Source organism: Deltaproteobacteria bacterium (assembly GCA_016210005.1).
Lineage (GTDB): Bacteria > Desulfobacterota > Binatia > HRBIN30 > JACQVA1 > JACQVA1.
Map to the genome: position 1 here is coordinate 144,673 of JACQVA010000158.1, position 12,088 is coordinate 156,760.

Genomic DNA, 12,088 nt, shown 5'->3' on the forward strand with positions numbered 1-12,088 from the left:
CTTTCCAGTCGACCGAGACTCATCCCACACTCCTCGCGCTCAAGCACCTCCGGCGCGCTCTCCAAGAGCCCGGCGAAAGCGGAGCGTTACATACTCAAAAACCCAACACATTGTCAAGGTATATCTCACCGCAACGGCACTTTAATTCGTCGTTTCCGTGCCGCCCGGCAGGTCCAGCCACGCCAACCGCCTCATTTTCTACCCCCCGTCTGGGGGCCATCCGTAAACCGCACAAACCGCCAAAGGCTTCCTCCCCGACCGCTCGCATCGAAGAACGGGTCGTTATAAACCACTTTTGCCCCCTGGTCGTCAAACGCAAAAGACATTTCTCTTGCCCCGGCGCTCAACAGGGCCTTCCGGACCGCAGCTTGGCACTGGCCGGGGCAGTCGAGCAAGAGGAAGCCCCCACCGCCGGCGCCGGTGATTTTTCCACCCACGGCCCCGGCCGCGCGGGCCAAGCCGTACAGCTCATCGATCCGCGCCGAGCTGATCCGGGGGGACCAACGCTTCTTGAGTTCCCATTGCTCATCCAGCAGGCGCCCGCAACGATCGAGGCGGCCATGGGTGAGGTTGTCGCAGAATTCCTCGGCGAGTTGGCGCAAGGCATCCGGCGTCTCCAGCGTGCCGTTGCCTGGACCGCGCATGGCTTGGTCCATCGCGCGCAGAATTCCCTCCGAGTTGCGCGCGCTGCCGGTGAAGAACAAGAGTAGGCGGGCCTCGAATTCCCGCAGGATTTCACTCGCCAGCGGCAGCCGATCAACGCGCACATCCGCGCGGGTGAAACGAAACCGGTTGAGGCCACCGAATGCCGCCGCGTACTCGTCCTGTTTGCCCGCCGGCTTGCCGAGTACGACCCCGGCGATGTGAAAGGCGCGCTCCGCCAGCTCGTGGCGACTCAAGGGTACGCCGAGGTAGGTGCTCAGCGCCTTGATCACGTTGACACACACCGAGGCCGAGGATCCCAGCCCCGTGCCCGGCGGGACTTCCGAAGCCAGGAACAGGTTCAACCCGCGCGGCGGGCGGAATTCCCGCAGCACCGCCAGCGGTATATCCAGCTCGCCGCGCCCGGCGGGCATTTCCTCCAGGCGCGCCACGTTGGTCATGGTCTGGAGGTCGGCCGAAATGACTTGAACGTTGTCGTCATCGCGCTCGGTCACGATGGTGTAGAAGTACTTGTTGATGGTGGTGCTTACCACCAGGCCGTCGCGCTGCGAGTAGTAGGCCGGCAGATCAGTGCCACCGCCGGCGAAGCTGACCCGTACCGGGGTGCGCACAATCAACACGGCTCGCACCTCGTAACCTTGGCAGCAGTGACGGGGGCCGATGGCGCCGGCCGCCCCGAGCCGCCGCGCCGCTGCAGTAGTGTCCACAGCGTTTGCAGCAAGATCTTCAAATCGACGAGCAGTGACTGGCGCTCGATATACTGCAGGTCGAAGTGGGTCTTCTCGTCCGTCGAGTCGAAACCGCGCAAGCCATTGACTTGCGCCAAGCCGGTTATCCCCGGCCGTACCAGCAGCCGGCGCCGGTGCCAGGCGCTGTAGCGCTCGGCGCGCTCGGGCGGTTCCGGGCGTGGGCCGACCAAACTCATCTCACCGCGCAGTACGTTGATCAGCTGCGGCAACTCGCTCAGGCTGTAACGCGCCAGCCAAGCATCGGCGTCGGCTGCCACGGCGAAGCGCAGCAGCGTGAACGGGTGGCCCATGCGCCCGACGCGCCGGTGTCGTTCGATCGCCGGCCGGCCGCTGCGCCGGCGTAAGCTGGCGGCCACTGCCACGAACAGCGGGCTAGCCAGCAGCAACACCAGCGTGGTCAATCCGACGTCGAGCAACCGCTTCGCCACCCGCTCCCAGCCATGCAGCGAGGCGCGGCGAAACGCCAGCAGCGGAATCCCTTCGATGCCATCGAGCTGCATGCTGCTGGAGTAAAGCTCGTACAAGTCGGGCACCAGCCGAACTTCGACCCCGGCGGTCTGACAACCGGTGATGAACTCGCGCAACTCCTCGTTCTGGCCGACGGGCACGGTCAGCACCACGTCACGCACCTGCTCGCGCCGCAGCACGGCAAGGGCATCGCGCAGCCCCAAGCGATCGGCCTCACCGGCGCGCCCGCTCTCCGCGCTTTCTTGGCGCAGCGCACCGATCAAACGATAGCCCAACTCCGGATGCAGGCCCACGGTCTTGATCACACTGGCCGCGGCTTCGTTGTCGCCGACCACCACCAGGTTACGCACCCCGATCCCGCGCCGGTAGGCCCACATCAGGCTCTGCTTCATTGCCAAGCGCACCAGCACGACCGCGCCAACATTGGTAACCCAGAGGTAGGACAACAGCAGCCGCGAGTAGAAGAACCATTTCAGCAGGTATGACAGCGCCAAGAAGAACACCATGCCGAGGCTGACCGCGGCCAGACCGGTGAACAGCAAGTCGCTAATGCGCCACCCGCGCCGTAACTCGTACAAGCCGAAGTAAGCAAAGATCGCCACCCAGGTGCCGCTCACCAGCAGTACCGCCTGCCCGTACGCCAACACCCCCGGCCCGGCGCCGATCTCGCCGATGCCGGGAGCGTGATAGCGCAGCCAGTAGGCGGTGGCGAAGCAGGCGAAGATCCCGAGCACGTCGCCAGCCGCCAGGGCCGCAACAAATGCCGCCTGGCGCCACTCCCGCGTGCGCCCGTTCATGGCGTCACCCGGCGTACGACCCCGTGTGCACGCATCTGCCGGTCGGCCTCGGCGAAGTAGGCGCCGACATCGCCCTGCTGGCGCACCCAGCCCAGGTAGTCGTGCAGGATATCGGCCAGATCGCGCCGCGGGCGCCAGCCCAACGCCTGCAACCGGGTGGTGTCGGAGACACTGTGCCGGTTGTCGCCCAGCCGATAGTCGCCAGGAATGACCGGCTCGAGCTTCGCCCCCATCGCCTCGATGAGCACACGAGCGTACTCCCGCACCGTGACCGCGCAGCCGCCACCGACGTTGAAAGCTCGGTGGTCGGCGCGTGGATCATTGAGCACCTGCCAGTTGGCCTCGACCACGTCGGCGATGTGGACGTAGTCGCGCCGTTGCCAGCCGTCTTCATACAGCACCGGCGGCTGGCCGTTGAGTACTCTCAGGCAGAAGATGCGGCAGATGCCGGAATAGCTATTGAACAGCGACTGCCGCGGCCCCTGCGTGATCGAGTAACGCAAGGCCACGGTAGGGATACCGTATAGCCGCCCCAGCCGCAGCGCCGTCAGCTCCGCGGCCAGTTTCGAGATCGCGTAGGCGTTGACCGGGTGATGGTCGCGCTCATCGAGCAGTAGCGCCTCGGCCACTGCGCCGCAGTGCGGGCACACCACCTCCCACTGCCCTGCCGCCAGGCGAGCGGGGTCGCGACTCTCGGGCTGGAAGTCGCCGTGGGCGGCACAGCGGTAACGCCCTTCACCGTACACCGCCTGTGACGACGCGACGATGACTTTGCGCACCAGCCAGCCCTCTTCGACGATGATTTCGAGCAGCAGCGCCGTGCTCGCCGCGTTGGTGGTCAGGAAGGTGCTGAAGTCCGGCATGTAGTCCTGATAGGCAGCCTGGTGGAAGATCAGCTCGACGCCGCGCAGCGCGCGCCGCAGCGTCTCCTTGTCGCGCACATCACCGGCGATGAACTCGGCCGCCGCGGGGATGTAAGCCGGCTTACCGTGGGGGTGCACGCGCAGTTGCAGATTGTCGAGAATGCGCACCGCCAAGCCCTCGGCGAGCAGCCGATCCGCGATGTGGGAGCCGATGAAACCCGCCCCGCCGGTGATCAAGGCACGCATCTCACACACTCGCCAGCGGCACCGCCACCGAACCGCGCGCCAGCGACAGCTCGGCGGCCGCCAGCACCCGCACGACCCGCAAGCCACTGGCCCCGTCGGCGCGCGGTGGCGTGCCGGTGCGCAGGGCGCGAACAAACTCCTCGCACTCCAAACGCAGCGGCTCGTCCGCCGCCAACACCGGCACTGTCACCTTCGCCGGCCGGTAGAACAGCGCCCGGGTGTCGTCATCGCCAGCCCCGACACGGCTATCGAAGCCTTGATCGAAGACGCGCACCTTCTCGGGTGCCAAGTCATCGTACAAGATTGATCCTTGCGTCCCCATCACCCACAGACGCCGCGTCTTGTGCGGCGATAGCCAGCTAACGTGAATCTGCCCCCTGCACCCCCCTGCAAACGCGAGATGAACAAAGGCGGCATCGAGCAGATCGCCACGCGTGCAGCGGCTGCCAAATGCGGTGACCGTCTCCGGTTCGGCGCCGGCCAGGAGCAACTGAATCGAAACATCGTGCGGCGCCAAATCCCACAACACGTTGACCTCGGAGGCCGGCGGCCCGGGATTTATGCGCGCACCATCCAGGTACGCCAGCTCACCGATCGCCCCTTGGGCGATGGCCGTGCGCAGCGCGCTGATCGCCGGGTGATACTCGAACAGGTGGCCAACGCCGAGCAACAAGCCGCGGCGCTCAGCCTGCTCGACCAGATCGAGCGCCTGCGCGGGCTGCGCTGCCAGCGGTTTTTCCACCAACACATGCTTGCCGGCCGCCAGCGCGGCCAGTGCCAGCTGGTGGTGGGTCGACACCGGCGTCACCACGCAGACAGCGTCGATCTCGGGATCGCGCAAGATCGCCTCGTGATCATCCGACAGCACCACCTCGGGGAAGCGTTCGGCCACGAACCTCAATCGCCCCGGGCGCCGATCGGCGGCACGTTTTACGCGGCAGCCCGGTACCGCCGCGAAGCTGCGCAACACGTTGGGGCCCCAGTAGCCGCAGCCGATGACGCCCACGACCACTTCTTGCATCACGCCGCTCCCCGCCCGCCGATCACAACCAGCAGCGTCTCCCATAGCACGCGCAGGTCCGTTCGCCAGGTTCGCCCCAAGGCGTAACAGATGTCCATGAACGCCATCTCGTCGGCGTGCACTTTGCCGCGGCCGCGAACTTGCCACAGGCCGGTGAGCCCAGGCCGCACCATGAAGCGGGCACGCTGCCAGGGTTTGAGCAGCTCGTACTCATACAGAAGGCACGGGCGTGGCCCGAACAGTGTCATATCCCCCTTCAGCACCGAACATAGTTGCGGTAGTTCATCCAGGCTGTGGCGGCGCAGCACCTCGCCGATCGGCGTAATGCGCGCGGCCTCGACGATCTTCGTCGGGGCCGCCCCCCCGGCGACGAATTCCGCAAAACGCTCTTGACGCCGCGCCTCATCCCGCCCGCCAATCCGCATAGTGCGGAACTTGTACCACGTGAACGGCCGGCCGTCTTGTCCCACCACCTCGGCGCGGTGAAACACGCCGCCGGGCGAGGACCGCCGCACCAGCACCGCAATGATCAGCAACAAGGGGAGCAGTACTACCAGCACCGTACCGGCCACGGCGATATCAACCACGCGCCGCCACCTCCGCAACGGGCGGGCGGCTGCCAGCACCACCCCCGGACGGTCGCCGGTCGGCTCCTCGGGCAACAAGCCTTGCAGCTCGGCCAGCTCGGCCCTCTCGAGCCATACCGCCACACCGGCGGCCGTGTAATGCAAAGCCAGTGTGGCCAGCATCTCGCGGCTCAGGCCGCTCTTTGCAATGAGCACCTTCTCGACGTTCGGCGGCACCGGCGCCGCGAGCGCGGCTAACGGTGTCAACTCGGCGCGCACCTCGATTCCCGCGGCGCGCGCAGTGCCGGCCAACGCCGCCGCTGCCGCGCCCTCCCCCACCACCGCAACCGACGCCACCGGCTGGTTCAATCGCTGCACACCTGCCGCACCACCGCGACCACCGCATCGTGCTGGGCCTCGCTCATATGCGCCCATAGCGGCAGCGACACCACCTCACGAGCGCAGCGCTCGGCCACCGGAAAACTGCCTTCGAGCTGTTCGAGGTAGGCAAAGGCTGGCTGCCGGTGCACCGGCACCGGGTAATGCACACCGGTGACGATGCCGCGCGCACCCAGGGCCGAGCGAAACAGGTCACGCTCCGGCACGCGGACGCAGTACTGGTGATAGACCGACTCGCTGCCCCCAGTTTCGCGCGGCAAGCGCACGGGCAAGTCCGCCAGCCGTTCGTTATAGCGGTGCGCCCAGCGGCGCCGGGCGGCATTCCAATCATCGAGGCGGCGCAACTTGATGCGCAGCACCGCCGCCTGCAACGCATCGAGTCGGGAGTTGCCGCCGTCCGGCAGCACGTGCACGTATTTCTCCGCCTGCCCGTGATCAGCCAGCAGGCGGATCTGCTCGGCCAACGCGGCGTCGTTAGTGGTCACCACTCCGGCATCGCCCATGGCACCGAGATTCTTGGCCGGGAACAAGCTGAACCCGGCCACATCGCCGACGCTCCCCGCCCGCCGCGGCATCCCCGCCACCACGGTGTTGGCTCCGACCGCTTGTGCCGCGTCTTCGATCAGGCGCAGGCCGTGCGCCCCGGCGATGCGCGTAAGTGCCGCCAGATTGGCCGGCAAGCCATACAAGTGCACGGGGATGATCGCCTTCAGTACCGCGCCGCTGTGTTTGAGCACCCGCCGGCTGTTGCGCGCCACGGTCTGCTCGTGCAGGAAGCGCTCGACCGCCACCAGGTCGATGTTGAAGTCCTCGTCACTGATGTCGACAAAGACCGGTTGCGCCCCGACCTGAACGATGGCTTCGACGGTGGCGACGAAGGTGAACGGTACCGTGAGCACGGCGTCGCCGCGGCCGATGCCCAAGGCTTGCAACGCCAATCGCAGCGCATCGGTGCCGTTGCCGACGCCGATGGCGAAGCGCGCGCCGCAGTACTGCGCGAACTCGGCCTCAAAGCCGCTCACCTCCTCGCCGCCGATGAAGCGCGAGGTGCGCAACACTCGTGCGATCGCCGCATCAATCTCGCCCTGCAACTCTTCGTACTGAGCGTACAAATCCGTGATCGGAACGTGCATGCTCAAGCTGTCACAAGTTCAGCGACAAAAGTCAAAAACCTCGATCCGAACAACCTGTTAGGCATCTCACCCCGCACTTACACCGCCGGCTCGACTTTACCCCGGACACGCCGGAAGCGCCGGCCACAAGCGCAGGCGGCGCGGCCGGCAGTAAAGCGCAGCGTCTGTCCGCAGCCACAGACCGCGCCCCGGACGCGCGCCGGGTTACCCAGCACCAGCGCAAACGCCGGCACCGACTTGGTCACCACCGCCCCGGCTCCGATCATGGCATAGCGGCCGATCTCGATACGGCTCAGCAGCGTGGCATTAGCGCCGATGCTGGCGCCCTCGCGCACCACCGTGGCAGCGGGCTGCTCGTGATACACCCGGCTGCGCGGCCGCGGATCATTGGTGAAAGCGACGTTGGGCCCGATGAAGACGCCCGCCTCGATGGTCACGCCGGCCCACAGCGACACGCCGTTCTTCACCACCACGCCGTCGCCGATGCTGGCGCCGGCTTCGACGAAGCACTGCTCGCCGATATTGCAGTCGGCGCCGACCCGCGCCCCCGCTTGCACGTGGGAAAAACCCCAGATGCGGGTACGCGGCCCGATGTCGCGCGTTTCCACCAGCGCTTGCGGGTGCACGTACGGCGCCTGGCCGCGGCCCGCACTCACCAACACAGCTCGCCGGCGACGCGCCGCAGTACGTCGGGTCGCAGTTCCTTCGCCCATGATTCTCCCTGACCGTCAGCCGTTATCGTCCCATCGGCGCGCCAGGTCGCCGCGTTGCGCACCCGCCACCATTGCGCCACCTCGCGCGGCAACGCCCGCCAGCAGTCGGCGCGTTTGGCTACCCATTGCAGCACGCGGGCATAGGCGTCAAGGCGCGCGTGCCGGTCGAGATAATCAGGATGCGTCAGCATCAAGGCCATGCCGCGGTAGCGTTCGATAACCGCCAGCTTCGCCAGCCACACCTGCTCCGCCTCGAGTCGGAGTTTCTCGAAGAGGGTGAAATCCTGCGGCAAGGTGTAAGGTAACTCGACCAGACGTCCGAGCCAAAACGGAAACCAACTGCACGTACCGCCCGGCTGCGGCTCGAACGGGTCGGTATCGAAATAGGAAGCATCGTAGTCGACGTTGATTTCCGCCAGCCAGTCTGAGCGCCGGAGTGTTGCCGGGCTGCGAAACCCTGCGGCGCCAATCCGCCGCACGTAGTCGTTGATGCGCGGCAGCCGCCGCTCGAAGACTCGGCGCGAGGCCAACAGCCGCCCGTCGTGCCGCAAGCCGTGGATGCTGACCTCGAAACCGTCCTCGGCGAGACGCCCGAGATAGTCCCAATCCACCCGGTAGAGTTCCGGCACAATGAACCATGCCGAGCGAAAGCCCAGATCGCGTTCGAGCCGCGCTAACGGCTCAATCCGGGCAAAGCCCTCCGCGCTGTCGACATCGTGGGTCAGCACGAACGCGAAGCGGCGATTGCCGGGCCAAAAGGCCACGTAGGGCCACTCGTCCATCTCGCGCAACATCGTCGCCAGAACCAGCTGGTGAAAGCGGATCAGGCTCAGTTCCAGCGGCCAGCGAGGAAAGCGCGTCACGTCAGAGCGCCGCGCCTGCCCGCGCTGCAAGGCCCGGCGCAGCGCCAGCGGAATGAACGGGCGCAAGCGGTAGTAGGCGGCACGCCCGCGCGGCGGCGCCGCGGCGTAGCGCTCGCAGAGGTAGTTGTCGAACACCTCGTCGGGGTCGAACGGCAGGCGTCCGTCGGCTGGAGCCCCGCCGTCCCAGCCCTGAGCACAGGCGCCAAACAAGAAGGCATCGGAGCAGAAGCGATGCAACGCTGCGGGCGCGGGCGGCGCGCCGGCCGCAACACCGGCCTCTAAGCCCGGACTTCCGCGCAGCTTCCAGAAACCCGCCACCGTGTTTGCCCGCGGGGCACCGCCGGCCGCGAGGCCATCTGTCCGGCTGCTACTCACGGCGCGATCCTTAGCCGAGAACTGGCCGGGCCGCGAGCGACGCGATAGCGGGCCTGCGGCACGGGTGTGCGACAAATCTGTGGGTAACGTGCAGCCGCCTCACCAGTCTGACAGTACTGTGTACTGTCAGGCCGAGGCCCATGGCCGAAAGGGACGCGATTTGTCATTCCCGCGAAAGCGGGAATGACGGCCATAACACCGAACCACGTTACCCACAAATTTGTCGCGCACCCCCAGCGGCACGGGATTGAGGCGGGTTACCAATTGGTCGGAGCCCCAAGTCCCCGCTGGGTCTTGGTCGCGGAAGCCGAACATGAAGCGGGCGGTAGAGACCTAGGCGATTTCTGACTCAGCCGGCGCGCGCACCAGCTCGCGGGCTTGTATCGCGGCAGGCGCTGACCTAGATGCACGCGGGTGGAGCAGTTGCGCATCTCTTGTCGGACCGCGCCCACTGCGGCTGCCGTGCTGCTGCTGGCGCTCACGGCTTGCGCTCACCGGCCGGCGGCGCTGCCAGCGCCGGTCCCAGCTCTGCCGGCCGCAGCCGGCCTGCGCGTTATACTCACATGGAGTGATGCCGTGGACCTCGACCTCTACCTCACCGGCCCGTCGTGGGAAACCGTGTACTTCGCCAACAACCCCAGCCGTAGCGGCGGCAAGCTCGAGCGCGACGTGCGTTGTGCCGACCGGCGCGCCGCCGCCGCGGCTGAACCGGCGCTGGAGTGGGCCACCTTCGCCGACCCCGCGCCTGGCCGCTACCGCGTCGGCGTTGATTACCTCGAAGGCTGCGAAGGCGGCGCGCAGCCAGTCGGCTTCCGCGTCGTGATTGAGTACGGCGGCGCCCGTCACGAACATACAGGCGTGGTGCAGCTCCGCCAATTCCTGCCGGTCGTTAGTGAATTCGAGCTGCGCCGCGCGGCGCCCACAGGCCCGCTCACTTTGGTGATGCCGCCGCCCGCGACGCCACTGCCGGAGAATAAGCCATGAAGCGTATCGCGTACCTGACGGCGGTGGCGTACGGCCTGCTTTTCCCACTGCGCCTGCTTGGCCTCGACACCGGAGTCTTGGCGGGCAGCGTCAGCGACAGCGGTGGTGCCCCGGTCGAGGGCGCCATGGTGACCGCCACCGACCGCAGCCAGCAGCGTGGAACCACGGTCTACGCCGACGCCGGCGGCAGCTTCCGCCTGCCGGCACTGGCAGTCGGGGCCTACGATGTGCGCGTGCGCCGCATCGGCTATCGCGACCTCCAGCAGCACTACCAGCTCGGCGATGGCGCGCAGCGCTTGGAGCTAGTCGTCACTCCGGAAAGCGATCCCCACGAGCTAGCCTGGCAGCTGCCGTCGAGTCGTTGGCTGCCGTTGCTACTGGCGCGTTTGTCGAGCGAGGAGAAGCGCGAGGAGTTCGTCCGCCAATGCACCTTTTGCCACCAACAAGGCAACTGGGCGACGCGTGTACCGCGCAGCGCCGAGGACTGGGATAAGATCTTCAAACTCATGGCCCGCATGGGCGGGATCATTTCCGCCGAGCTGCGGGCCGAGTTGCCGCCGGCGTTCAACGCCGCGTACGACGACGAATCGTATCTGCCGGCGCTGACTCAGCCGCAGTTCGTTGCGCCCGCGCCGCCGCGCGGCGACGCCGCCCGTGGCGTGATCACGGAATGGGACATCGGCCATCCGGCGTCGATGCAGCACGACCTCGCCGTTCATCCCGACGGGGCGATCTACTCCGTCGACACTAACCAGGACCAGCTCTACCGTCTCGACCCCCGAACCAACGAGCGCAAGGCTTACGCCATTCCGCGGGGCGACTCGCCGCTCGGCGGCATATTCAACACCACTGGCACCCTGCTCGCGCCCAACAGCAACGCTCACGTGGCACCGCATAGCTTGCAGGTGGCCCCCGACGGCTCGATCTGGGTCACGCTCTGTCTCGGCAACAAGATCGGCCGCTTCGATCCCAAGACCGAGCAGTGGCAAATCATCGAGCAACAGGACGGGCTCTATCCGCACACCTTGCGTTTCGATCGCAGCGGGCGGGTTTGGTACACGCTCGCGGTCAGCAATCACGTCGGCATGATCGACCCCAAGACCGGCACCCGCCGCACCATCCGGCTGCCCGCCCGCACTTGGGGACAGGCACTCGTGCTGCGCCTCACGCCGCTGTTTCTGCGGGCGGCACGCTACCTGCCGATGGGAGACGCCTCGTCGGCCGGCGAAGGCATCAACCTGCCGGTGCCCTATGGCATCGACATCGCTCCCGACGGCGGGGTGTGGTTCAGCCAACTTAACGAGCGCCGCATCGGCCGCATTGATCCGGATACCGGCTCGATCAAGCTGATCGACACGCCGTTTCCAGGCCCGCGCCGCCTGCGCTTCGACTCGAAAGGCAACCTCTGGATTCCCGCCTTCAGCGCCGGACTGCTGGCGCGCTACGCCCTGAGCACCGGGGAGTTCAAGACCTGGCGGCTACCGATCGAGGGAGTCGAAACCCCTTACGCCCTCAACGTCGACCGCCGCACCGACAACGTGTGGATCTGCGGCACTAGCTCCGACTCGTTGATCCGCTTCGATCCGCTCAGCGAGCAGTTTACCGTGTACCCACTACCGACCCGGGTGACCTACACGCGCGAGATCGACTTCGACGACGCCGGCGGAGTGTGGACCTCGAACTCGAACTTCCCGACCTGGCAGATCGAGGGACCGGGGCCGAAGATCATTCGCCTGCAGCCAGAGGCCGACACGACAAGCAACCAGATTGAGGCGCAAGTGCGCTGAGCGGTTCGCCAGCATCCGTCCAGTCAACTTCGTGGCCGTCCTCTTGCTAGAGTCGAGGACGAAGGGGGGATGATGGCGCGTATTCTGGTTGCGGATTGTAGCGACCCCGAGTTCAGCACGGCGCTGGCGCGGGTGCTGGCACTCAAGGGGTTTGGCACGGTGGGAACCGAGTGTAACGGCACGGAGGAACTGTGGCTTAGAGTTCTGGCTGAACGGCCCGACCTATTGCTAGTTGATCGGAAAAACGGCGCGGAAATCATTGAAAGACTGCGCGCGACGCCGCGGCGCCAGCAAGTGCGGGTACTGGTCGTCGACAGCGACCGCAACATCGACCGGGAGGTGCCGGGGGCCGACGGCTATATCCAGTGCCCGGCGCCCCCGAACATCTACGTACAGGCTGTCCGCGACGCTTTGTCGGCCTGACAAGTGCGTTGTTGCGTGCGTCATTGCGACGCTCCGGC

The 12,088-nt window shown here is 66.6% G+C and carries 11 protein-coding genes; 3 read left to right on the forward strand and 8 right to left on the reverse strand.

Annotated elements, in window-relative coordinates; all coding sequences use genetic code 11:
- Window positions 1-191 precede the first annotated feature (191 nt).
- The 8 genes from HY699_15560 to HY699_15595 form a co-directional block, all read right to left on the reverse strand.
- Entirely contained in the window at window positions 192-1,283 is a 1,092-nt protein-coding gene (locus HY699_15560; protein ID MBI4517222.1) for a GHMP kinase, read from the reverse strand.
- Window positions 1,277-2,677 (reverse strand): sugar transferase, encoded by a 1,401-nt coding sequence (locus tag HY699_15565; GenBank protein MBI4517223.1) that lies wholly within the window; start codon window positions 2,675-2,677, stop codon window positions 1,277-1,279. The genes HY699_15560 and HY699_15565 overlap by 7 nt, the downstream gene beginning before the upstream one ends.
- Window positions 2,674-3,786, reverse strand: coding sequence for an NAD-dependent epimerase/dehydratase family protein (locus tag HY699_15570; protein ID MBI4517224.1), 1,113 nt, complete (start codon window positions 3,784-3,786; stop codon window positions 2,674-2,676). The genes HY699_15565 and HY699_15570 overlap by 4 nt, the downstream gene beginning before the upstream one ends.
- Window position 3,787: 1 nt before the next feature.
- Entirely contained in the window at window positions 3,788-4,807 is a 1,020-nt protein-coding gene (locus HY699_15575) for a Gfo/Idh/MocA family oxidoreductase (GenBank protein MBI4517225.1), read from the reverse strand.
- Window positions 4,807-5,751 (reverse strand): sugar transferase, encoded by a 945-nt coding sequence (locus HY699_15580; protein MBI4517226.1) that lies wholly within the window; start codon window positions 5,749-5,751, stop codon window positions 4,807-4,809. Before HY699_15580 ends, HY699_15575 begins: the two co-directional genes overlap by 1 nt.
- Window positions 5,739-6,905, reverse strand: coding sequence for a DegT/DnrJ/EryC1/StrS family aminotransferase (locus HY699_15585; protein ID MBI4517227.1), 1,167 nt, complete (start codon window positions 6,903-6,905; stop codon window positions 5,739-5,741). Before HY699_15585 ends, HY699_15580 begins: the two co-directional genes overlap by 13 nt.
- 77 nt (window positions 6,906-6,982) lie before the next feature.
- A complete protein-coding gene (locus HY699_15590; protein MBI4517228.1) occupies window positions 6,983-7,618 on the reverse strand; it encodes an N-acetyltransferase in 636 nt (211 codons plus the stop codon).
- Complete coding sequence (locus HY699_15595; GenBank protein MBI4517229.1) at window positions 7,558-8,856, reverse strand: hypothetical protein; 1,299 nt, start codon at window positions 8,854-8,856, stop codon at window positions 7,558-7,560. Before HY699_15595 ends, HY699_15590 begins: the two co-directional genes overlap by 61 nt.
- Before the next feature lie 576 nt (window positions 8,857-9,432).
- Here HY699_15595 and HY699_15600 point away from each other — a divergent pair.
- The 3 genes from HY699_15600 to HY699_15610 all read left to right on the forward strand — a co-directional run bounded on the left by HY699_15600 (window position 9,433) and on the right by HY699_15610 (window position 12,050).
- Complete coding sequence (locus HY699_15600) at window positions 9,433-9,840, forward strand: hypothetical protein (GenBank protein MBI4517230.1); 408 nt, start codon at window positions 9,433-9,435, stop codon at window positions 9,838-9,840.
- Entirely contained in the window at window positions 9,837-11,627 is a 1,791-nt protein-coding gene (locus tag HY699_15605) for a carboxypeptidase regulatory-like domain-containing protein (protein ID MBI4517231.1), read from the forward strand. Before HY699_15600 ends, HY699_15605 begins: the two co-directional genes overlap by 4 nt.
- Window positions 11,628-11,696: 69 nt before the next feature.
- Window positions 11,697-12,050, forward strand: coding sequence for a response regulator transcription factor (locus HY699_15610; protein MBI4517232.1), 354 nt, complete (start codon window positions 11,697-11,699; stop codon window positions 12,048-12,050).
- Window positions 12,051-12,088 lie beyond the last annotated feature (38 nt).